This window comes from Pseudoduganella rhizocola, from assembly GCF_045984285.3.
In the GTDB taxonomy this organism is placed as follows: Bacteria; Pseudomonadota; Gammaproteobacteria; order Burkholderiales; family Burkholderiaceae_D; genus Rugamonas.
Genome location: NZ_JBJQIK030000005.1, coordinates 20,978 through 43,673 on the forward strand (window position 1 = coordinate 20,978; position 22,696 = coordinate 43,673).

18 protein-coding genes are annotated in these 22,696 nt (G+C 64.8%); 2 read left to right on the forward strand and 16 right to left on the reverse strand.

All coding sequences use genetic code 11. The features are described from left to right. Positions 1 to 30: 30 nt before the first annotated feature. The 12 genes from cheB to ACJRPG_RS13105 all read right to left on the reverse strand — a co-directional run bounded on the left by cheB (position 31) and on the right by ACJRPG_RS13105 (position 15,351). On the reverse strand, positions 31 to 1,056 hold the full coding sequence (gene cheB / locus ACJRPG_RS13050; protein WP_408000525.1) for a chemotaxis-specific protein-glutamate methyltransferase CheB: 1,026 nt from the start codon (positions 1,054 to 1,056) through the stop codon (positions 31 to 33). Beyond that, positions 1,053 to 3,389 (reverse strand): hybrid sensor histidine kinase/response regulator, encoded by a 2,337-nt coding sequence (locus ACJRPG_RS13055; RefSeq protein WP_408000526.1) that lies wholly within the window; start codon positions 3,387 to 3,389, stop codon positions 1,053 to 1,055. The genes cheB and ACJRPG_RS13055 overlap by 4 nt, the downstream gene beginning before the upstream one ends. Beyond that, the gene (locus ACJRPG_RS13060; protein WP_408000527.1) at positions 3,386 to 4,066 is read right to left on the reverse strand and encodes a chemotaxis protein CheW; all 681 of its coding nucleotides are present in this window, start codon (positions 4,064 to 4,066) and stop codon (positions 3,386 to 3,388) included. Before ACJRPG_RS13060 ends, ACJRPG_RS13055 begins: the two co-directional genes overlap by 4 nt. A gap of 14 nt (positions 4,067 to 4,080) precedes the next feature. Continuing rightward, the gene (locus tag ACJRPG_RS13065) at positions 4,081 to 5,349 is read right to left on the reverse strand and encodes a CheR family methyltransferase (protein WP_408000528.1); all 1,269 of its coding nucleotides are present in this window, start codon (positions 5,347 to 5,349) and stop codon (positions 4,081 to 4,083) included. After that, positions 5,346 to 5,804 (reverse strand): chemotaxis protein CheW, encoded by a 459-nt coding sequence (locus ACJRPG_RS13070; protein ID WP_408000529.1) that lies wholly within the window; start codon positions 5,802 to 5,804, stop codon positions 5,346 to 5,348. The genes ACJRPG_RS13065 and ACJRPG_RS13070 overlap by 4 nt, the downstream gene beginning before the upstream one ends. A gap of 7 nt (positions 5,805 to 5,811) precedes the next feature. Continuing rightward, positions 5,812 to 7,626, reverse strand: a complete 1,815-nt coding sequence (locus ACJRPG_RS13075; protein ID WP_408000530.1) for a methyl-accepting chemotaxis protein — start codon at positions 7,624 to 7,626, stop codon at positions 5,812 to 5,814. 132 nt (positions 7,627 to 7,758) lie between these two features. Further along, positions 7,759 to 8,991, reverse strand: a complete 1,233-nt coding sequence (locus ACJRPG_RS13080; RefSeq protein WP_408000531.1) for an argininosuccinate synthase — start codon at positions 8,989 to 8,991, stop codon at positions 7,759 to 7,761. A gap of 26 nt (positions 8,992 to 9,017) precedes the next feature. After that, on the reverse strand, positions 9,018 to 9,947 hold the full coding sequence (gene argF / locus ACJRPG_RS13085) for an ornithine carbamoyltransferase (RefSeq protein ID WP_408000532.1): 930 nt from the start codon (positions 9,945 to 9,947) through the stop codon (positions 9,018 to 9,020). A gap of 60 nt (positions 9,948 to 10,007) precedes the next feature. Next, complete coding sequence (locus tag ACJRPG_RS13090; RefSeq protein ID WP_408000533.1) at positions 10,008 to 12,824, reverse strand: ATP-binding protein; 2,817 nt, start codon at positions 12,822 to 12,824, stop codon at positions 10,008 to 10,010. Between the two features lie 30 nt (positions 12,825 to 12,854). Next, on the reverse strand, positions 12,855 to 13,754 hold the full coding sequence (rsgA, locus tag ACJRPG_RS13095) for a ribosome small subunit-dependent GTPase A (RefSeq protein ID WP_408000534.1): 900 nt from the start codon (positions 13,752 to 13,754) through the stop codon (positions 12,855 to 12,857). Next, positions 13,751 to 14,083: a 4a-hydroxytetrahydrobiopterin dehydratase gene (locus ACJRPG_RS13100; protein WP_408000535.1), complete on the reverse strand. Its 333-nt coding sequence runs from the start codon at positions 14,081 to 14,083 to the stop codon at positions 13,751 to 13,753. The genes rsgA and ACJRPG_RS13100 overlap by 4 nt, the downstream gene beginning before the upstream one ends. Next, positions 14,080 to 15,351 (reverse strand): M48 family metallopeptidase, encoded by a 1,272-nt coding sequence (locus ACJRPG_RS13105; protein ID WP_408000536.1) that lies wholly within the window; start codon positions 15,349 to 15,351, stop codon positions 14,080 to 14,082. Before ACJRPG_RS13105 ends, ACJRPG_RS13100 begins: the two co-directional genes overlap by 4 nt. A gap of 47 nt (positions 15,352 to 15,398) precedes the next feature. Between ACJRPG_RS13105 and orn the strand changes: the two genes are divergently transcribed. Then, positions 15,399 to 15,983 carry an oligoribonuclease gene (orn, locus tag ACJRPG_RS13110; RefSeq protein WP_408000537.1) on the forward strand — a complete coding sequence of 195 codons (585 nt, stop codon included), beginning with the start codon at positions 15,399 to 15,401 and terminating at the stop codon, positions 15,981 to 15,983. Positions 15,984 to 15,999: 16 nt separating this feature from the next. Here orn and ACJRPG_RS13115 read toward each other — a convergent pair whose 3' ends face one another. The 4 genes from ACJRPG_RS13115 to ACJRPG_RS13130 all read right to left on the reverse strand — a co-directional run bounded on the left by ACJRPG_RS13115 (position 16,000) and on the right by ACJRPG_RS13130 (position 21,604). Further along, a complete protein-coding gene (locus tag ACJRPG_RS13115) occupies positions 16,000 to 17,373 on the reverse strand; it encodes a DUF1501 domain-containing protein (protein ID WP_408000538.1) in 1,374 nt (457 codons plus the stop codon). 14 nt (positions 17,374 to 17,387) lie between these two features. Next, positions 17,388 to 19,280: a DUF1800 domain-containing protein gene (locus ACJRPG_RS13120; protein WP_408000539.1), complete on the reverse strand. Its 1,893-nt coding sequence runs from the start codon at positions 19,278 to 19,280 to the stop codon at positions 17,388 to 17,390. A gap of 186 nt (positions 19,281 to 19,466) precedes the next feature. Beyond that, complete coding sequence (locus ACJRPG_RS13125) at positions 19,467 to 20,789, reverse strand: Nramp family divalent metal transporter (protein WP_408000540.1); 1,323 nt, start codon at positions 20,787 to 20,789, stop codon at positions 19,467 to 19,469. A gap of 119 nt (positions 20,790 to 20,908) precedes the next feature. Beyond that, complete coding sequence (locus ACJRPG_RS13130) at positions 20,909 to 21,604, reverse strand: UPF0149 family protein (protein WP_408000541.1); 696 nt, start codon at positions 21,602 to 21,604, stop codon at positions 20,909 to 20,911. A gap of 75 nt (positions 21,605 to 21,679) precedes the next feature. On the opposite strand from ACJRPG_RS13130, the gene ACJRPG_RS13135 reads away from it, so the two are divergent. After that, positions 21,680 to 22,660 carry an SrkA family protein kinase gene (locus ACJRPG_RS13135; RefSeq protein ID WP_408000542.1) on the forward strand — a complete coding sequence of 327 codons (981 nt, stop codon included), beginning with the start codon at positions 21,680 to 21,682 and terminating at the stop codon, positions 22,658 to 22,660. Positions 22,661 to 22,696: the final 36 nt, after the last annotated feature.

A 22,696-nucleotide genomic window follows, 5' to 3' on the forward strand; every position in this document is an offset into this window, starting at 1 on the left:
CTCGTTTCAAGTACGTTCAAGCGCTGGCGGTCAGCTTCTCCCTCCAGTGATATTGCGCAAGTAGGGCCCTATTTTCTCCAGCGGCAGGATGAACTGCGCTGCATCCAGCTCCGCCGCTGCGCGCGGCATGCCGTAGACGGCACTGCTGGCCTGGTCCTGTGCGATCGTGTGCTTGCCCGCGCGCCGCATGGCCAGCAGGCCTTCGGCGCCGTCGCGGCCCATGCCGGTCAGCAGCACGCCGACGGCATCGCCGTCCCAGACTCTGGCCACGCACTGGAAGAACACATCGACCGAGGGCCGGTATGCATAGTCCTTTGGATTTGGATCGTAACTCAACTGTAACTTTTCATCTAGTACCAAGTGGTCGTTGCTCTTGGCCACCAGCACCACGCCGGCTTCCAGCATGTCGCCGTGCTCTATGGCGCGCACGGGCAGGGGGATCTGCTCGCCCAGCCAGCGTGCGAAATGGCCGGCAAAATTGGCGTCAATGTGTTGTACCACGACGACGGCGCAGCCGGGCGGCGGCTGCCAGCCGGCCAGGATCTTTGCCACGGCCACCGGCCCCCCGGTGGAGGCGCCGATGGCAATCAGCTTGTCCAGTTTTGGCGCCGGCGGCTGCGGCGGCGGGACTTTTGCCCTGGGCTGCAGGGACTGGGTGCCGCCGCTGTGGCGGATCAGCTTGTCCATGGTGCGGATCTTGTGCAGCAGTTCGGTGGCGCCGTCGGCTTTACCCTGCAGCATCGGGGTGGCGGTCACGTCCAGCGCGCCGGCGCCGAGGGCGCGGAACACCTGGTTCACGCTGTCCTGCGGGCGGCCGGTGACGATCAGGATGGCGCAGGGCGCTTCATCCATGATGCGGCGGGTGGCTTCCACGCCGTCCAGCTCCGGCATGTTCAGGTCCATCAGCACCAGGTCCGGGCGCTGCTCATTGCACTTGTCGACCGCTTCCTGGCCGGTGCGGGCGATCCACAGCACCTGGTGTTCCTGCGTGCTCGCCACCACGCGGCGCAGCGCTTCGGCTGCCATCGGCACGTCGTTGGCAATCCCGATTTTCATCGCGCGGCATCCCCGATCAGGTCCGCCACGGCATCGAGCAGGGTCTCGTCGTGGAAGCTGCCCTTGGTCAGGTAGTAGTCGGCGCCTGCGGCCAGCCCGCGCGCCCGGTCTTCCGGGCGGTCCTTGTAGGAGACGATCATGACGGGCAGCTTGTGCAAATTCAGGTCTTTCTTGATGAGGGATACCAGTTCGATGCCGTCCATGCGCGGCATGTCCACGTCGGTGATGACCAGGTCGTAGTCGCCGCTGCGCACCACGTTCCAGCCGTCGATGCCGTCGATGGCGATGTCGACCTCGAAGCCGCGGCTTAGCAGCAGCTTGCGTTCCATCTCGCGCACGGTCAGCGAGTCGTCCACCACCAGGATACGCTTCATCTTACGCCGTCCGGCCAGGCCGGCGCGCGCCATTTGCGCCAGGCTGCCTTCGTGCAGCAGCTTTTCGATCGACAGCAGCAGGTCCGGCACGTCCAGGATCAGCACCGGTTCGCCGTTATCGAGCAGGGCGGCCGACGATATGTCGCGCATCTTGCCGAACACCGGGTCGATGGCCTGCACCGCCAGGCTTTCCTCGCCGCGGATCCGGTCCACCACCAGAGCGTAGCGCCGGCTGCCGCTGCCGATCACGATGGCAGGCAGTTCTTCCTGTTGCTGCATTTCGCCCAGTTCCAGCGCCTGGGCTGCCGATACCAGCCCGATATGCTCGCCGCCCATCTCGAAGAACTGCTTGTTCTCCAGCGTGTGGATGGACGACTGCGGCACCGTCACCACCCTTTCCACCTTCACGATAGGCAGGGCATAGGCTTCGCCGCCGATATCGGCCACCAGCACGCGCACGATGGACTGCGTGAGCGGCAGGGTGATGGAGGTGCGGAAGCCCTTGCCGAATTCGGATTCGAGGCGCACCGTGCCGTTCTGCTGGCGGATGGTGTCGTGCACGATGTCGAGGCCCACGCCGCGCCCGGAGATTTCGGTGATGCCGTCCTTCAGGCTGAAGGCAGGCAGGAACAGGAACTCCAGCAGCTCGGCTTCGGACATGGCCGCTGCCATGGCCTCGCTGGCCATCTTGCGTTCGGCGACGGTGCGCCGGATTTTTTCGAGATCGACGCCGCGCCCGTCGTCGCTGATTTCAATGCTGAGCATGCCCGCACGGTGGCGCGCTTCCATTGTGATGGTGCCGGTGGCGGGCTTGCCGGCCAGCCCGCGTGTGGCGGCGCTTTCCATGCCATGGTCGATGGCGTTGCGCAGGATATGGTTCAGCGGGCTTTCGATGCGGGACAGGATGTCGCGGTCCACCAGCGTCTCTTCGCCGATAATGTCCAGCTTCACGTCCTTGCCCAGCGAGCGCGCGAGATCGCGCACCATGCGCGGGAAGTGCTGCACGCCGTCGCGGAAGGGACGCATGCGCAGCGTGAGCACTTCGTCCACCAGGTTCTGCGAGGCCGTGAGCTGGCGCCGCTCAAAGGTTTCCACATCGCCGATGTGGCCCAGCATGAACTGCTTCAGGGGCTGGCTGCGCTGCAGGGCCAGCAGCGATTTCTCCTTCAGCACCGGGTCGTCGACGCGCGAGATGGCGTCGTGCAGGTCCTCCAGCGCCGAGAACAGGCTGGCCTGGTTGCGTTTATGGCGCTGCAGGCCCTGGATCAAAGGATGCAGCTGGTGCGCGGCAATGCGCGCCTCGCTGGCCAGCGACAGCAGGCGGTCGTAGTTCTGCGCGGTCTTCATGGCCGGCAGTGCACGTGCCGGGCCCTGGCCGCTGGACTGGTTGGCGGCGGCCGTATCGCTGGCGGCGCGGCGGGTGGCGAGCGCCGTTTGCGCCGCGCTTTCGGCTGCCGCTGCAAGCGGCGTGGCTGGCGCCGGCGCCGCGGCCGGCTCCGGGGCGGGGACCCAGCTAGCGGCGGGCGGCAGCTCCACCGGTTCCGGCAGGAAGGCGATGCCGAGAATGGCGTCCATTGCCTTCCTGATCTGCGCGCCGTTTTCCGCCAGCCATGGCGCGACGCCATCTTCCTGCAGGCGTGAACATTGGAGGATCAGGTCAACCCCCGCCAGCAGCACGTCCACCCGGTTCGGCGTCAGTTTGAGCTTGCCTTGCTGGGCCGAGATGAACGCATCTTCCGTGCCATGCGCAAGCTGCACGATCAGGTCCAGGCCGACAATCGCGGCCGCGCCCTTGATGGAATGCGCCGCCCGCATCATCGGTTCAATTGCCGCAGCATCGCTGCTGCGCTCCAGTGCGAGCAGGCCGTCGGTCAGGATCTGGACCTGCGATTCAGCCTCCATGCGGAACAGGTCCTGCATGGAGAACTGGCTCAGGTCATCGTTCTTGTCCTGGCTCATCGCAGCGTCCTCGCAAGCTGATGGCCGATCAGGCCCGCATCCAGGCAGCCCACTTGCATATCCTCATGGTGTAGCACCCCTGTCAGGTAGCGCTGCAGGCCTTTGTTGATCGTGGCGGCGGGTGTTTTGACTTCGTTGCCGGCGTAGCGCACGATGCCCCATAAGTCTGCAACAGGCAAGGCGTAGGACTGGCCTTCCCACTCCACCAGCAGCAAGCGTGCAAAGGTGTGGCGTTTGCTGCGCGCCACGCCTTCCTGCTCGTCGATGCCGAACAGCTCGGCCAGCGAAATGCAGGGATACAGCTTGCCGCCGACATTGACGATGCCGCGCAGGCCGCGCGCATTGCGGTGCGGCAGGCGGTGCGGCTGCGCAGTTGGCGCAATCTCGACAAAAACCGCTGTCGGCAATGCGAGCCATTCGCGGCCGATACGGAACACGACGGCCGACGAATCCTGCCGGACATCGCGCTCCTGCGGTGCGCGGAAATGTTCGGCCCACTGGCGCTGGTAGTCCGCGCTGACCGGGCGGTCCAGGTTGCGCTGCGCCGAGGCGGCATACACATCGCAATTGCGGCAGTGGACATGCTCCTGCAGCAGCGGGCAGCTCTTGTCGCCCGCGATGCCGATCCGGCTCCAGCAGCCTGCCTGCTCGTCGACGTGAAGGGGAATGGTGGACATGGGCGGCCGGGCTTTCAGTTAATGGGCAGGTGCCGGGTCTGGCGCTGGTAGACGCGCGCAGCGCGCGCTTTCAGCGTAGCAGCCATGCCGTGGTCGCCTTGCCGCTCGGCGAGCAGGGCAAGATGGCACAGCGCTTCGTAATGGTCTGGCTGCAGGTAGAGGCAGCGTTTGAGCTGTGCCTGCGCCTGTTCCGGCTCGCTGGCAGCTTCGTTCAGCAGGCCGAGGATAAAGTAAGCCTCGGCGGTGTCCGGCGCCTGGGCGATGACGGCGCGGCAGGCGGCATCGGCGTCCTTCATCCGGCCCTGGTCGGCCAGCGTGCGGGCGCTGGCCAGCAGGCCGTCCGTGGCTGGGGCCGCGGGCGGCGGCTGGACCGCCACCGGCGGGCGCACACGCGGACTGGCGGCCGGCACTGCGGGACTGGCGGCGGCCCTGACGCTTGCGGCGGCGGTAGCGGGCCGGCGCGCAGCAGGCCGGCGCGCGGGCTGTGGCACGGCGGGCGCTACGGCGGGCGGCTGCGGCGACAGTTCCTTGCGCAGGGCAAAAGCCTGCCGGTAGGGCAGCGCTGCAAAACCCTGCTGTGTGATCGAAGGGACTTCGGCGTAGCCGGCCAGCAGTATGCCGTCATCGGCCAGCATGAAGGAGAGGCGCCCGATGGCTTGCGCCGTCGTGGGCTTGTCGAAATAGATCAGCAGGTTGCGGCAGAAAATGATGTCGTAATGCCGTGCCGGCGCGATATCGCCGCTGAGCAGGTTGCCTTGTCTGAAACGCACCCGGCGCCGCACGATGTCGTTGACGCGGTAGCAGTCCTCTCCCAGCGCTTCGAAATAGCGGTCGCGGAATTCCAGGTCCTGGCTGCGGAAGGCATTGCGGCCGTAGATGCCCGTTTCGGCGCGTTCGATGCAGGCCGGGCTCAGGTCCACAGCATCGATGGCGAAGGCGGGCAGGGGAATGCCGGCGTCGCAGAAGGCCATGGCCAGCGAATATGGCTCTTCGCCGCTGGCGCAGGGAATGCACAGTGCCCGCACCAGGCGCGCGCCGGACGCCAGCCGCTCCTGCGCAAATTCCGTGGCCAGCACGAAGGCCTGCGGATCGCGGAACAGCCAGGATTCGGGCACCACCACCAGTTCGGTGAGCGCCGTCATTTCCTCCGGCGTGATATCCCTGAGATAGGCGGCGCGGTCCGAAACGCCGGTGGCCGCCATGCGCTGCTGCACCGCGCGCTCCGCAGTGGCGCGCGACAGGTTCAGTCCCGTGCTTTTGCGCAGCAGCGATTGCGCCGTCATGATGGGGCATGCTCCGGCTGGAACAGCAGGGCGCGCAAGGACTCGGGCAGCAGCTGGTCCAGTTCCACCAGCTGCACCATGCCATGCGCATCGCCTGCCACGTCGCCGAGGAAGGGAGCGGCGCGCACGCCGGGCGCGCTGAGGGCCGCCGGGTCGATGTCCTGCATGCCGGTCACGCGTTCCGCCAGCAGCCCAAGCGCATGCACGGCGCCATCGGGCGCCGCGTAGTCCACCAGCACGATGCGCGTATCGAAGTGGGCGCGCGCCGGCGGCAGGCCGCTGATGCAGGGCAGGTCGATCACGGGCACGGAGTCGCCATGCAAGTTCATCAGGCCCGCCACGGCGGGCGGCGCCAGCGGGATGCGCTTGAGTTCCATCAGCGGCAGCACGCGCCGCACCGCAGCCAGGCGCAGGCCGTAGCGGTCGTCACCGATATGGAAAACCAGCAGCTTCATGATGTCTTTATACGTTTACTGCGAAGGTGGCGACGCTCGATTGCAGGTCGCTCGCCGCATACTGCAGCTGGTGCACGGCCTCGGAAGTGGCTTTCAGCGACTCCACCGTCTGCTGGGTGGCATCGTTCAGCTGCATCATGGTTTCCGTGATCTGCTGCGCGCCCACGGCCTGCGACTGCATGCCCTGCAGGACCATGTCGAACTGCGGCGCCAGCTTCTGCACCTGGTCCATGACGCCCGACAGCTGGTCAGTCACCTGGCGCACTTCGCCCACGCTGCGGCGGATCTCTTCGGAGAACTTGTCCATGCCCATCACGCTGGCCGAAACGGCGGACTGCATTTCCTTCAGCATCTGCTCGATATCCCAGGTGGAGACGGAAGTCTGGTCGGCCAGGCGGCGGATTTCGGTCGCCACCACGGAGAAGCCGCGTCCGGCCTCGCCGGCTTTCTCGGCCTCGATGGCTGCGTTCAGCGACAGGATATTGGTCTGGTCGGCCACCTTGGTGATGGTGGTCAGCACGCTGTTGATATTGCTGGCCTTCTCGGACAGCGCGGCCAGCTTGGCGTTGATGGAATCGGTGGCGCTCACCATATTCTGCATGGTCTGGTCCATGCGGCGCAGGTTGTTCTGGGCATCGGCGGTGGCGCTGGTGGTGTAGTCGGCCACCGAGGTGGCTTCCTCCATGGTCTTCAGCAGCTGCGAGGTATTGGCCGAGATTTCCTTGGTGGTGCTCAGCACTTCCACGCTGGTCTGCGCCTGTTCCACGCCGGTGGCTTCCTGTTGCTTGGCCGAGGCGGCGATTTCCGTGGCCGACGTTGTGACCTGGATGCCGGCCTTCTGCACATTGGTCAGCAGCACGCGCAGGTTGTCGAACATGCGTGCCAGGCCGTTGCCCAGCTGGCCGATGGCATCGCTGCCGGTGATCGTGACTTTGCCCGTCAGGTCGCCGGATGCGGCGCGCGACACCACGCCCAGCAGTTCGTCGACTTTCGCGCGCAGGTCATTGGTGGCGGCCTGCTCGCGCTGCTGGTTGTCCTGGATGGTCTGCGCCATGCGGTTGAACTCTTCCGTCACCTGGCCCAGTTCGTCCCCGGAAACCACGGTGGCGCGTGCGCCCTGTTCGCCGGCGGCCAGGCGGCCGACGGCGCTGGTCAGGTTGTTCAGCGGCGTGCTGATGGCGCGCGTCAGCGCCACCACGATGAAGAGCGACAGCACCACGCAGGCGATGCCGCCCAGCGTCAGCACCATGCGCATGTTCTGCTGCAGGCTGGCGGCGGTTTGCGCGCGCTCGTTCAGCAGCGCTTCTTCCTGTGCCGTTGCCTCCTCCAGCACGCGCTTGATGGCGGCCATGGCGGGGCTGCCCTGCGACAGCTGCGGACCGCGCCCGATGGTATCGGCAGCGCCGGGGGCGTTGCCCAGCTGCTGGCGCTGCGTGACCTGGGACTCGATGACGTCCTTCACCCAGGACGCGACGAGGACGTCGAGGCGGCGCAGGCGCTCCACCTGAACTGGATTGTCGGCCGTGAGCTTTTTCAGCTCCGCGATTGCAGGCTGGAGACCTGCCATTTCTTCCTGAATGCTCTTCAGCCGCGTTTCGCTGCCGGTCAGGTAGTAGCCGCGCGCTTCGGTCTGTACGCTGAGCAGGCTGTTGTTGACCTTGTCGATGGCCAGCAGCACCTGCATGGTGTGCTTGTCCCAGCCATTCGCTGCCGACAGGCTGCTGAAATTATTGTAGGCGACGAGCAGCAAAACAAGAATGATGGCGAGGATGGCGCCGAAGCCGGCATACAGTTTGTTCTTGATGCTCAGGTTCTGGATCATCGGGTCTCCGCTGCGGACGAGTTCGTATGTTGGGAATGTAACATTTTGCCGGTCCGGAGGCGAGGGGCTCGCGTGCGGGTGTGGCAAAAAGAAAAAGCCGCCCGAGGGCGGCTTTGCTTGCATCTTGCGAGCTTACTGGCCGCGCTTCAGGCGGGCATTCGCCGCGATGCGCATGCGCAGGGCATTCAGCTTGATGAAGCCGCCCGCGTCGGCCTGGTTGTAGGCGCCGCCGTCTTCGTCGAAGGTGGCGATGGTCTGGTCGAACAGGGAATCGGTCTTCGAATCGCGCGAGACGACGATCACATTGCCTTTGTAGAGCTTCACGCGCACCCAGCCGTTTACGTTCTGCTGGGTGTGGTCGATCAGGGTCTGCAGCGCCACGCGCTCAGGGCTCCACCAGTAGCCGTTGTAAATCAGCGAGGCGTAGCGCGGCATCAGGTCGTCCTTCAGGTGGGCCACTTCGCGGTCCAGGGTGATGGATTCGATGGCGCGGTGGCCCTTCAGCATGATGGTGCCGCCCGGCGTTTCATAGCAGCCGCGCGACTTCATGCCCACATAGCGGTTCTCCACCAGGTCCAGGCGGCCGATGCCGTGCTTGCCGCCCAGGCGGTTCAGCTCCGTCAGCACTTCGGCGGCGGACATGCGCTTGCCGTTCAGGGCCACGATGTCGCCTTTTTCGTATTCCAGGTCCAGGTATTCCGCCTGGTCCGGCGCCGCTTCCGGGCTCACGGTCCAGCGCCACATCGATTCCTCGGCTTCCGCGCTCGGGTTTTCCAGGTGGCGGCCTTCGAAGGAGATGTGCAGCAGATTGGCGTCCATCGAATACGGCGCGCCGCCGTTCTTGTGCTTCATGTCGATGGCGATGCCTGCGTCTTCCGCGTACTTCAGCAGTTTTTCGCGCGACAGCAGGTCCCATTCACGCCATGGGGCGATCACTTTCACGCCCGGCTTCAGCGCATAGGCGCCCAGCTCGAAACGCACCTGGTCGTTGCCCTTGCCGGTGGCGCCGTGCGAGATGGCGTCGGCGCCGGTCTGGTTGGCGATCTCGATCAGGCGCTTGGCGATCAGCGGACGCGCGATCGAGGTGCCCAGCAGGTATTCGCCTTCGTACACGGTGTTGGCGCGGAACATGGGGAACACGAAGTCGCGCACGAACTCTTCGCGCACGTCGTCGATGAAGATGTTCTCGGGCTTGATGCCGAATTTCAGCGCCTTGGCGCGCGCCGGTTCCAGTTCTTCGCCCTGGCCCAGGTCGGCGGTGAAGGTGACGATTTCGCAGTTGTAGTTATCCTGCAGCCATTTCAGGATGACGGAGGTGTCCAGGCCGCCCGAGTAGGCGAGGACGACTTTTTTGATATCGCTCATGGTGATTCTCGTTTCAGGTTGATTTGTTATTTGGTGTCGATGCGGCCCAGCAGCAGGTACTCGATCAGCGCCTTCTGGATATGCAGGCGGTTCTCGGCTTCATCCCACACCACCGATTGCGGGCCGTCGATCACTTCGGCCGACACTTCTTCGCCGCGGTGCGCGGGCAGGCAGTGCATGAACAGGGCGTCCGGATGGGCGCGGGCCATCTTGGCGCTGTCCACGATCCAGCCATCGAAGGCTTTCAGGCGGGCGGCGTTTTCCTGCTCGTAGCCCATGCTGGTCCAGACGTCGGTGTTGACGAGGTGCGCGCCCTCGCATGCGTCCGACGGGTTGTCGAACAGGGTGAAGCGGTTGGTGCTGACCAGCGACATGTCCATGTCGTAGCCCTTGGGCGTGGACACGTTGACATGGAAGCCGAACACTTCGGCCGCCTGCAGCCAGGAATACAGCATGTTGTTGGCGTCGCCCACCCAGGCCACGGTCTTGCCGCGGATGGAGCCGCGGTGCTCGTAGTAGGTGAAGATGTCGGCGAACACCTGGCAGGGATGGTGTTCGTTGGTCAGGCCGTTAATCACCGGCACGCGCGAATGGGCGGCGAAACGCTCGATGATGTCCTGGCCGAAGGTGCGCACCATGATGATGTCGCACATGCGGGACATCACCTGGCCGGCGTCTTCCACCGGCTCGCCGCGTCCCAGCTGGGAATCGCGGGTGTTCAGGTAGATGGCGGCGCCGCCCAGCTGGTGCATGCCGGCCTCGAAGGACAGGCGGGTGCGGGTGGAGTTCTTCTCGAACACCATTACCAGGGTGCGGTCGATCAGCGGATGGTAGATCTCATAGTTCTTGAACTTGCGCTTGATAACCTTGGCGCGCTCGATCACGTATTCGTATTCATCCAGCGTGAAATCGGAAAACTGCAGGTAGTGCTTGATCGGTTTGGAAGTGGAAGACATATAGACAACTTTCTGGCTTAGCAAACCATTATACATGGCGCAAACCGCCTGGCGACTGGGCTAGTAGATTGTCGCGGGCCGGGCCGGATCCTGGTGCGGCGCCACCAGCGGCAGGTCGAGGGTGAAGGTGGTGCCGCCCTTGCTGCTGACTACGCTGATCTGGCCGCCCAGCAGCGTGGTGACGATGTTGTAGCTGATCGACAGGCCAAGCCCGCTGCCGCCCTGGCCCAGCTTGGTGGTGAAGAAGGGGTCGAAGATGCGGCCCAGGTTTTCCGGCGCGATGCCGCCGCCGTCGTCGCTGAAGGCAACCAGCACCCGGCCTTCCACCAGCAGCTGGGCGGTCAGGCGCATATTGCCGCCTTCGCGCTGGTCGAAGGCATGCAGCAGGGCGTTGTTGATCAGGTTCGTCACCACCTGGCCGAAGGGGCCGGGGTAGCTGTCCATGCCTACGGCATCCGGCACCTCGTATTCGATGCGGTGGCCGGCGGCGCGGATGCGGTTCATCATGGTGGCCACGATTTCATGCGTCACCTGCTGCAGGTTGAACAGGCGGCGCTGCTCCGTGGTACGGTCCACGGCCACCTGCTTGAAGCTGCTCACCAGGTCGGCCGCGCTGTGCAGGCCGCGCATCACCAGTTCGCTGGCCTTGCGCGCATCGGCAATAAAGCCCGCCAGCTCGGAACGGCGCAGGCCGGGGCCGTTGAGCTGCTGTTCCAGCTCATTGGTTTTCTGTTCCAGCGTGCTGGCGATCAGCAGGCTGTTGCCGATCGGCGTGTTCAGTTCATGCGCCACGCCCGCCATCAGCGCACCCAGCGCGGCCAGCTTTTCCTGCGACACCAGCTGCGACTGCGCTTCCTGCAGCTGGCGGTAGGCGTTGGCGTTGTCGAGGGCGATGGCGCCGTAGGCGCACAGGGTGCGGAAGATCAGGCGTTCACGCTCGCCATAAGCGCCTGCGTGCATGGCCTGCACCGTCATCACGCCCAGCACGCGCTCGCCCAGCAGCAGCGGCACGAAGAGGGCGCTCACGCTCGGGCTGGTGCCGGGCGTGACCATCACCGAACGTTCGAAGGAGGCGTTGTCCACATAGACTTCGCGCCGCTCGCGCACGCAGCGCGCGCTCCAGGCCTGGGGATGGTCCAGCGGCACCGTGTTCTTCGGCAGCGGCAGGCCGCCTTCCACGCCGTAGGCGCGGCTCAGGCGCGCGCCGTCGATCAGGTAGATCGAGAAGGTGTTTGCCGACAGCAGCTCGTGCACATGGCGGTTCAGCACCTCGTAGACCGCGCCCGCATCGAGGTGGGTGGTGATTTCCTGGCCGATGGCCGACAGGCGCTCCAGCATCGCACTCGATTGCGCGAGCACTTCGGCGCGGCGCGCTTCGGCCATGGCGAGTTCGCGGTGGTGGGCGCCTTCGGCGCGGGCCTGCTCGGTTTTCTGGTGCACCTGCATCGCAATGGCGCGGCTGGTGGCTTCCAGGCTATGGGTCTTTTCGAGCGCCTTGCTGGCCGCCTGCGCCATCTCGTAGGCCTGCTTGTAGTCGCCCAGCCGTGCATATTCCGCCGCCAGCGTCTCATACAGGTCGCCCGGCACCGTGTAGCCGTCGATGGTGCTCACCAGGTCCAGCGCGCGGTGCAGATAGTGCAGGCTGGCGTTCAGTTCCGTCATGCCGTCCGGCGCGCGCAGCGGATGCATGCGGTGGATCAGGGCCAGCACGCGCAGGGCGGCGATGTGGTTATAGACGTTGCGGTGGCTGAGCGAGAGTTCCACCGCCTGGTGCGCCATGGCCAGCGCTTCGGTAGGGCGGTCCAGGAAGCACAGCGCGTGCGCCTGGCCGCGCCGTGCCACCATCTGGAAGTCGGCCTGGCGCAGCGCCTCGGCGCGCCCTGCCAGCAGCTGGAAGGCCTCCAGCGCACCGGCATAATCCTGGCGTTCCAGGCACAGGTCGCCCGTGTATTGCAGCGCAATGCCGTACACCCGCGCATGCTCGAAGCGGCCAAGGATGGCCAGGCCTTCGCGCAGCAGTTCATCGGCCGCATCCAGGCGGCCCAGGCGGCGCATGGTGTCCGCCGTGTGCACCAGGCAGGCGCCGATATTGCGCGGCCAGCCCGTGCGGCGCGCCAGTTCGAGGCCGCTCTGCATCCATTCCAGCGCGGCGTGGTGGTCGTTCAGGTGGCTGAATTTTTCGCCCGTGTTGGTTGCGGCGATGATGGCGCAGCGCAGCTGGCCGGTCTGCAGCGCGCATTCGTGCGACTGGATATACAGGCTGGCCGAGGTGCCGAAATCGCTGGACTGGCTGGCGGCCATGGCATGGAAGTCGTTGATCCAGGCGGCGAGGCCGGGCGGCGGATCGATGGCGTCGAAGTGGCCGCTCCAGCGTTCGCGGGCGCTGTGCAGCTCGCGCAGCACGGCCCAGCGGGCCATCACGGCTTCCGCGGTCAGGGCGCGCACTTCGTCGCCGCCGCGGCGTGCCGCTTCGGCGCACAGCGCCAGCTCCTGGTCGCGCTCCTCATGGCGGCCGCGGTCCACGGCGATCCAGCCGCGCAGCCAGTGCGCGTCGGCGCAGCCGGTATGGTCCTGCAGGCCGCACAGCACCTCGAACGCCTCGTTGGCGAGGGCTTCGGCGGCATCCAGTTCGCCGGAAACCCACAGGATTTCGGCCTGGGCCAGCTGCAGGCGGGCGGTGGTGGCGCTGCGGGTTTCGGGTTCCAGGCCGGCATAGGGCAGCAGGGCCAGCGCTTCTTCGGCCAGGGCGGCCGCGCGTACGCTGTCGCGCTGGCGCAGGTGCCAGGCCAGCGGAATCAGCACCGGCAGGCGCGCCACGCCGCGCAGCGGGAGCAGGGCCAGCTCCCAGTGGGCAACGTCGTCATCGGTAACAAACATCTCCATGTGCCGGCCCTTGAATATGGATGGTCAGTACAGCGTTTGTGCCGATTCGTGCAGTAATTGTCCGTACAGGGTGTGCCGCATGCGTGCAATCTTGCCTTGCTCGACGGCATCAAGAATAGCGCATTGCGGCTCGCTCAGGTGGCGGCAATTATAGAATTTGCAACCGCCCAGATAAGGCGCGAAATCGCGGAAGGCCCGTTCCAGCATGCCTTCGCTCAGGTGGTACAGGCCGAATTCCTGGAAGCCGGGCGAGTCGATCACGCTAGCGTTCTCGCTCCCGCTCTCCCCAAGGTGATAGAGGCGGGTGAAGGTGGTGGTGTGCTTGCCGGTGTCCAGCGCTTCCGAAATTTCGCGGGTGGCGATGTCGGCATCCGGCACCAGCAGGTTGATCAGCGAAGACTTGCCCATGCCGGACTGGCCGATCAGGATGGTGGACTGGCCTTCCATCAGCGGCGCCAGCGTGGCTACCGTGGCTTCCGGCTGCGATTTGGCCGAGACCTCATGCACCGGGTAGCCCATGGCCGAATAGACCTTGAGCCGCTCGCGGGCGCGCTCCAGCGCATCCGTCACGTCCACCTTGTTCAGGATCAGGCGTGCTTCGATGCCGGCCGCTTCGGCGGCGACCAGGGCGCGCGACACCAGGTCGTCCGAGAAGCTAGGCTCGGTGGCGACCACGATGAACAGCTGCGTGACATTGGCCGCCAGCAGCTTGGACTTGTACTGGTCCGAGCGGTAGAGCAGGGTCTTGCGGTCCTGGATGCGGTCGATCACCGCCTGGTCGGCGGAGGTCAGCGTGAGGTCGACGATGTCGCCCACCGCCACATTGGTCTTCTTGCCGCGCGTGACGCATTGCAGGCGCTTGCCATCGGCATCGGCCAGGTAGTGGCGGCCGTGCGCCGCGATGATGGTGCCGGCCTGTTTCATGGACGCGGCAGCGCGTCGATTTTCGCCGCGCAGATAAAGTCGTTCAGGGAGAGTCCTTTCACGGAGTGCGTGTCGTAGCGCACCTCGCAGGTTTTGTAGCCGATGACCAGTTCCGGATGGTGGTCTTCGGCGTGGGCGATATAGGCCAGCGCGTTCACGAAGGCCATGGTCTCATAGTAGTTGCTGAAGCCGAAGCTGCGCACGATGCGCGCGCCATCGAGCTGCCAGCCGTCCAGCAATGCCAGCAGGGCTGCCGCTTCGGCGCCGTCCAGCGGCGCCACTTTGCCCGTGCAGTGCAGGGCGCGCAGGCCGGATGCGCTGGCGATCATACAGCATTGGCCAGGTTGAGCTGGCGGATGCGCACGCTGGCCGGCGGATGCGAGTCGTAGAAGGCCGAGTGCAATGGATCGGGCGTCAGGGTGGACGCATTGTCCTCGTACATCTTGACCAGCGCCGTCACCAGGTCGTTGGCATTGGTGTGCTTGGCGGCGAAGGCATCGGCCTCGAACTCGTGCTTGCGCGAGCTGAGGGAGGTCAATGGGCCGAACAGGAAGGTAAACACCGGCAGCACCAGCATGAACAGGATCAGCGCGAGCGCGTCGTTGCTCTGGCCCGGCACGATGATGGGCGATACGCCCAGGCCGGTGTAGAACCAGACCTGGGTTTTCAGGTAGCCCAGCAGCGCCAGGAAGCCCAGCGAAATCGCGAACATCATGGCAATGCGCTTGATGATGTGTTTCAGCTTGAAGTGGCCCAGTTCATGCGCCAGCACCGCTTCGATTTCCTGCGGCGCAAGGCGCGACAGCAGGGTATCGAAGAACACGATGCGCTTGTTGGCGCCGAAGCCGGAGAAGTAGGCGTTGCCATGGGCGCTGCGCTTCGAGCCGTCCATCACGAACAGGCCTTTCGAGGCGAAGCCCACGCGCTGCATCAGGCCTTCGATGCGGGCCTTCAGCGAAGCGTCTTCCAGCGGCGTGAACTTGTTGAACATGGGCGCGATCACGGTGGGGAACAGCACCATCATCAGCAGCTGGAAGCCGCTCCACACGAACCACGCGTACAGCCACCACAGGTCGCCGCTCTTATCCATCAGCCACAGCACCACCCACACCAGCGGCAAGCCGATCATGGCGGCCAGCAGGACGCCCTTGGCCATATCGGCCACGAACAGGCCCTTGCTCATCTTGTTGAAGCCGAAGCGCTCTTCGAGGCGGAACTGGCGGTAGTAATCGAGCGGCACATCGATGATGCCGGAGACGGCGGCGAAGGCCACCACCAGGCCAAGCTGGTACAGCATGCCGCCGCCCGTGGCGTTGAATACCTGTACCGACAGCCACTGCAGGCCGCCCAGCAGCGTGAAGCCGATCAGCACGGCGGCATTGACCAGCATATTGAACATGCCGAACTTGGTGCGTGCAATGGTGTAGTCTGCCGCCTTCTGGTGGGCCGCCAGCGGAATGGTGGCCGCGAATTCAGCCGGCACGGCGCTGCGGTGCCTGAGTACGTGGCGGATATGGCGCGAGGCCAGCCAGAAGCGCACCGCGAGGGTGAGCACCAGGAAGGATACAAACAAAATCGAAAACGCGTGTGAATACATGCTGGGCCTGTGAGAAAATGGCGGATTGATTCTGCCAAGAGAGAATTATGTCACAGACGAACGAAAATCCCGCCGGCACGCCTGCGCCGCGCCCGAACGAGATGAACCTGGTGTGGGTGGACATGGAAATGACCGGCCTGGAGCCGGATACCGACCGTATTATTGAAGTTGCAATGGTGGTCACGGACATGCACCTGAACGTGCTGGCGGAAGGCCCGGTGCTGGCCATTCACCAGTCCGACGCCACGCTGGATGCGATGGACGCCTGGAACAAGGGCACGCACGGCCGTTCCGGCCTGATCGACCGCGTGAAAGCCTCCACCATCACCGAAGAGCAGGCCGAGGCCGAGCTGATCGCCTTCATGAAGCAATGGGTGCCGAACGGGAAATCGCCGATGTGCGGCAACACCATCGGCCAGGACCGCCGCTTCATGGTGCGCTACATGCCGAAGCTGGAAGCCTTCTTCCATTACCGGAACGTGGACGTGTCCACGCTGAAGGAACTGGGCAAGCGCTGGAATCCGGCCATGGTGGCCGGTTTCAAGAAGCAGCAGAAACACACCGCACTGGCCGATATCATCGAGTCCATCGAAGAACTCAAGTACTACCGTGAGCACTTCATCAAGCTGTAAGCACCAGCGATTCAGTTCAGGCCATGAAGCCCAGGTCCTTCACGGGGAAGCGGCTCAATTCATTCTTGAACACCTGGCTCTCCAGCACATCGATCTCGGCGCCGAACCATTTGCCGAGCGTGGCGCCGTACTGCTGGTTGGAGAACTGCGGAATCCATACGCCGCGGCCGGTGGCATCGTCCTTGCTGCCCGCGGCGAAGTCCGGGAAGGCGCCATACAGGCCGCCTTGCACCGCACCGCCGATGATCAGCTGGTGATTGCCCCAGGCGTGGTCGGTGCCGCCGCTGTTCGGCTGCAAGGTTCGGCCGAAGTCGGACATGGTGAAGGTTGTCACCAGGTCTTCCGCGCGGATCTCGTTCAGCGCGTTCTGGAAGGCTGCAACGGACTGCGACACCTGGCGCAGCATGTCGAACTGCTGCCATGACTGCCCGCCGTGCGTATCGAAGCCGCCCTGCGAAACGAAGAACACCTGGCGTCCCGGCCCCTGCTGCGAGCGCAGGCGGATCAGCTGCGCCACCGTTTTCAGCTGCTGCGCCAGGCCATAGCCGGGGAAGGCCGTGGTGAGCGGCGTGCCCGCGTTGGCGGCCTTCAGGTCCTGCGCCAGCTGCATGCCGTTCAACAGCGCCTTGTTGGCGGCCGTGTTCACCACGTTAGGATTGCTGGCGTTCAGGATCTGCATCAGCGCCGCGCGGCGCGTGTCGGCCTGCTGCTGCGGCCAGAAGTTCATCCCCTGCAGGTCCAGCTGGCCGTTGGCGGGCACCAGGTTGCCGTGCACCGCCGAACCTTCAACGAACAGGCCATTCGCGCCGACCGAGATGGCGTTCAGGTGGCCTTCCACGCCGAGCGCGTCCACCAGGCGGCCGCCCCAGCCCGTGCCCGCAACGGCGGGCGTTCCGGCCTGGTTCTGCAGGTTCTGGTCCGGATGCGAAAACAGCTGCGAAGGCACGCCCACGCCGGACTGGTACTGCGCCTTGGTCATGGGCTGGTTCAGGCTCCCCACGTTCAGCAGGGCCGCCACTTTGCCTTGCGCGTACAGGGCGTCGATTTCCGGCATGCCGTAGTGGAAAGCGAATGGCTGCTCCACCGGATTGGCGACGGCCTTCAGCGTGGCGCTGCGCGTGGCCAGCAGGGTATTGGCCTGCTGCGACAGTGCGAGGCCGTTGCTGCCGCGCAGGGCGGTATAGCGGCTGTAGTGCGCTGCATCCAGCGGCACGATCATATTGTTGCCGTCATTGCCGCCGAACAGATAGACGCAGACCAGCGCCTTGTAGTCGGACACGGCGGCCTGCGCATTGCGCGGTGCGCCCAGCAGGCCCAGTGCGGACAGGGCGCCCAGCATGCCGGTGCCGGCGCTGAGGAAGGAACGGCGGGACATTGGATGTTTGGTCATGATGGTGTCCTCTCTTACTGCTGAACGGTGAAGTCCGCGGTGATGGCGGTCAGGTACAGCGCGGTGATGGCGCGCTGCTTGTTGTCGGTGGTGGCGAGCAGGCTGGCGCCGATGGCCTGGCGTGCCGTTGCGCTCATGCGGCCTTGCAGCAGCGTCGCATCCACGAGGTTCAGCAGGGCGGTGGGATCGCCCGCAACGTTCACGTAAGGCGTGATGTCCACCTTGATCATGCCGTTGAATTCACCGTTGAAGAAGCGGTACATGAAGTTGGCGCGGGCAATCGCCAGGCTTGGTGCGTACAGCTGGAACTCCGGCCCGAACTTGCCCGGGTTTTCAGGCAGCGGCGTGAGCGGCGAGAAGAAGCTGAACACGCTCGGGGAACGCAGCAGCTCTTCGCCCAGCAGGGAGTATTCCCAGAACAGGTTGGCCGGGTTGATGACGGCGCCGCCGGCGGCGCGCACCAGCGACAGGCTTTGCAGGATGGGGTCTTTCAGCTTGCCGGAGCTATCCGTCGGCTGGTCGGTGCGCGCTTCCGGATCGGTGAGCACGGCGGTGATGGTGGCCTTCATGTCGCCGCGGCCCGCAGGGCCGTTCGCAAACACGTTCGCCACGCGTTCGATGTAGGCGGGGCTGGGGTTGCTGGTGACAAGCGCGCGGATCAGGCGGGTGGCGATGAAGGGCGGCAGGTTCGGGTGATGGAACAGGTTCTGCATCACCGCGTCGAAGTCCTGCTGGGCGGTCTGGCCGGCAGGCAGCATCACGCCTTGCAGCAGCGTTTTCGCGCCCTTATCGTGGTAGGCGTCGCGCGGCAGCAGGGGACCTGTGAAACTCTCCCAGTTGATGCCGGCGCCGCTGCCGTTGTAGGTCCAGCCGCTCAGGGCACGGGCCATTTCGCCGATGGTCTGCTGGTTATAGCTCGGCACCGGATCGCCATTGCGGTCGGTCTGCACGCTGCCGTCCTGGTTCAGCATCACGGGGCCGATGGTGAACAGCTGCATCACTTCCCGCGCATAGTTTTCGTTCGGCGCGGGAGTGATGCTGTTGCCCATGTCGAGGTATTTGCCCATCGAGGGATTGAGCGTCATTTCACGCAGCAGGTTGTAGTAGTTGCCGAAGGCGTGGTTCTGCAGCGTGGTGAGCCAGGGCTGCATCTCGTTCGCATACGGGTTCTTGTCGGCCGAGACCACGAAGATCTGCGACAGGGCGAAGATGACGCGCTGGCGCAGCTGGTCCGGGCCGCCGGCCATGTTCTTGTACCAGTTGCTGCGCAGCGCGTTCATGTCGGTCGTGACCGGCATGGCGCTGGCAGGCATGTTGAACTGCTGCGTGAGCCAGGCTGCCTGACCGGTCTGTTTGACGGAAGCGATATCGGCAGGCGTTGGGCCGAAGGTGGCCTGCTGCAAGAAGCGCGCCGCCGCAACGGTGGCGGCGTCGACGGCCGGCTGCTGGCCGATGCCGCCTGGGGCCGGCGTCGGAGTGGGAGTCGGGCTCGGCGTCGGCGTCGGCGTGGGAGTTGGCTGAGGTGTCGGCGTTGGCGTTGGATTTGGCGCCGGTGCCGAGGCTGCAATCAAGGTGAGATTGGTGCTGGCGCTGGCCGCGACCGTGGCCCATTTGCTGGTCTTGCCGGTGATGGTGATGACCGGATTCGCCGGCATGACGGCAGGCGCCTTATATTCGCCGTTCTGCGAATTCACGGTACCAAAAGTAGCGTTGCCGCCAGCGATGCCGTTGACGCTGAAGTCCATGTAAATGCCTTTTCCATCGACTTTTCCGGACAGCCAGACAGTCTTGCCGAGCACGACAGTGCCGTTCTTCGCGGTGGTTTCAACGGATGCGGTCACTGCCCACGCCGAGCTTGAAACGCTCAAGGCACAGGCCAGCGCGAACGCATGGTATTGATTTTTCATGTATTTCCCCTTTTTCTATGATGCAGCCTGAGGGCTACGTCATTGCCTTGTGGCAATAACCGTGCCTGCTTCGGGAACCACGAAAAACCGAGGGGCGCCGCAAACTGACGGACAAATTTTGTCAGTTTCCGTATGGAAATACCTGCCAAATTTGTCAACCGGCTGTTACTGAACTGTCGGGCGATTTCAGCTGACAAATATTGTCTGGGACACAAGCCATATATTGGCCGAGGAGATGAGGGCGAACAAAAACCACACGAGGACATTTGTCCACCAGCGGTTGGCAAACGTGCCCATGAGATCGCCGCGCGAAGTGAGGCGGATCAGCGGGTACATGGCGAACGGCAGCTGCAGGCTGAGCACCACCTGGCTCATCACCAGCATGCGGCCGATGGCATGGTCGCCCAGCGTCAGCACGCCGGCCATGGCCGGGCCGAGGGCCAGCGCGCGCGTGAGCAGGCGGCGCTGCCAGCAGGGAATCTTCAGCTTGAGGAAGCCTTCCATGATCACCTGGCCGGCGATGGTGCCGGTAAAGGTGGAGCTCTGGCCGGATGCAAGCAGGGCCAGGCCGAACAGGATGGCAGCCAGCGTGGTGCCGGCAATGGGCGCGAGCAGGTAGTAGGCCTGGTCGATATCCATCACCTCGCCGCCGCCCGGCTTATGGAAGGCGGCTGCGGCCAGCACCAGGATGGAGCCGTTGATGAACAGCGCGATCAGCAGCGATACCACGGTATCGATGCGGGACAGGGTAATGGCCTCCGTCAGCGTGCGCTGGTCGCGCCGCACCACGCGGGTCTGCACCACGGACGAATGCAGGTAAAGGTTATGCGGCATGACGGTGGCGCCGAGGATGCCGATGGCCAGGTACAGCGGTTCGCGGCTGGCCACGGCCTGGATCGAGGGCACCACGCCCGCCATCACGGCCGCCCAGTCCGGCTTGATCAGTACCAGTTCCGAGAACAGGCAGACGCCGATCGTAATGACCAGGCCCAGCACAATTGCTTCCAGCTGGCGGAATCCCTTGCCCTTGAGGCCGAGCACGATGACGGTATCGAGGGCCGTCAGCGCCACGCCGGTCGGCAGCGAAACGCCCAGCAGCAGGTTGAAAGCCAGCGCGCAGCCGAGCACCTCGGCAAGGTCGCAGGCAATGATGGAAAGTTCGGCGAACACCCACAACGCGCGGCTGACGGCAGGCGGATACTGCTCCCGGCAATGCACGGCCAGGTCCTTGCCGGTAACGATGCCCAGCCGCATGCTCAGGCACTGCAGCGCAATCGCAGCCAGGCTGGACAGCACCACCACGAACAGCAGGCTGTAGCCGAACTGCGAGCCGCCCTGGATGGCGGTGGCCCAGTTGCCCGGATCCATATACCCCACGGACACGAGCAGGCCCGGCCCGGCAAAGCGCAGCAGCTTCTTAAAGAAAGGATCGGATTCCGGCACCAGGACGGTGCCGGCAACTTCGGAAGGGCAGAAGGGCGCGGTGGCGGTAGTCGGCAGCTTGAACATAAGGCATTTTACCGCCGCCCCAGCCCGCCGCTACTCCACCAAAAGCCCTACTGCTGAGCCCGCCGGCGGCCGTCCCGTCCACCTTGGGGTCAGACCCCAATGTGGACACGAACTGAGCTTTATTCAGCGGACTCGGCGCCGTGGCACTTCTTGTATTTCTTGCCGCTGCCGCAAGGGCAGTCATCGTTGCGGCCGACCTTAGGCTCTTCGCGTTTCACGGTGCCCACTGCAGCCTTGCGGCGCGGCACCCAGAACTTGTGGATGGCGGGCAGGTTGGCTTCCAGTTCCTGGGCCAGCTTGTGCGCCTTGACCGGGTCTTCCACTTCCGGCAGCTCGCTTTCTTCGATTTCGTCGGCGCCCAGCAGGTAGATCGGGCGCATCAGCTCGCCAATTTCGGAATCCCAGATCTCGTCCCACGAGCCCTCGCGCAGCTCCATGCCTTCCCAGAAGCCCCAGCACCAGGCTTCCGCGTCGATCAGCGTCTGGCCTTCATGCTCGTGCTCCACGAACAGCGGCTCGAATTCCTTCGGCGCCACTTCGAACGTCACCAGCACCTCGTTCATGAAACGCATGATGAGGTTCAGGATACGTTCCTCTTCCTTGCCGTTTTTCCATTTCGGCGCCTGCTTGCCGTCCGGCCCCCAGACGCGCGGCAGCCATTCCGCGGGCATGATGGTTTCCGGGCCGATGGCGATGGCGGTCAGGTAGCCATGCAGGTGGTCCATGGTCATCGAGTCTTCGGGGCTGCGGTCGCCCAGCAGGAACTGGTCGAGTTCGTCGAATTCTTTTTCGGTCAGGGGCTGGTCGAGTTGCATGATGTGCTCTGTTCTTTGAATGAAGGCGACAGTATACGCTTCCGGACCCCGCGATGCACCGTTTACAATGGCTTTATGACTATTCATCCCTTTTCCCGCCTTGGCCCCGATTGCGTGCTCGACGCCCTGGCCAGCATTGGCCTCTATGGCGACGGCCGCCTGCTGGCCCTGAACAGCTACGAGAACCGCGTCTATCAGGTGGGAATCGAGGACGCCCAGCCCCTGGTCGTAAAGTTCTACCGCCCCGAACGCTGGAGCGACGCCGCCATCCTCGAAGAGCACGCCTTCGTGGAGGAGCTGCAGGCGCAGGAAATCCCCGTAGTCGCCGCCACGCGCATCCAGGGCAGCACCCTGCACAGCTTCGACGGCTTCCGTTTCGCGGTATTCCCGCGCCATGGCGGCCGCGCGCCCGAACTGGAAGACCCGGCCGTGCTCGAATGGACCGGCCGCTTCATCGGCCGCATCCACGCCGTGGGCGCCGCCAAACCTTTCCTGGAACGTCCTGCCCTCGACCCGCAGACCTTCGGCGCCGAGCCGCGCGACTATCTGCTGGCAAACGGCTTCATTCCCGACGAACTGCGAGCAACCTATGCCAGCGTGGCCCAGCAGGCGCTGGACGGCGTGCTGCGCTGCTACGAGCGGGCAGGGGAGCTGCCGCAGATCCGCCTGCATGGCGATTGCCATGGCGGCAATGTGCTGTGGACCGACGCCGGCCCCCATTTCGTGGATTTCGACGACGCCCGCATGGGCCCCGCCATCCAGGACCTGTGGATGATGCTGTCCGGCGAGCGCAGCGACATGGTGCGCCAGCTGTCCGACATCCTGGCCGGCTATGAGGATTTCTGCGAATTCGAGCCGCGCCAGCTCTATCTGGTGGAAGCCTTGCGCACCCTGCGCCTGATCCACTATTCCGCCTGGCTGGCGCGCCGCTGGGACGATCCCGCCTTCCCGGCGGCTTTCCCCTGGTTCAACACCCAGCGCTACTGGCAGGACCGCATCCTGGAGCTGCGCGAGCAGGTGGCGCTGATGGACGAAGCGCCGCTCTGGCCCGTCTAAAACCGCGAATTGGCGGGAAAATCCCGCCTTTCTTCG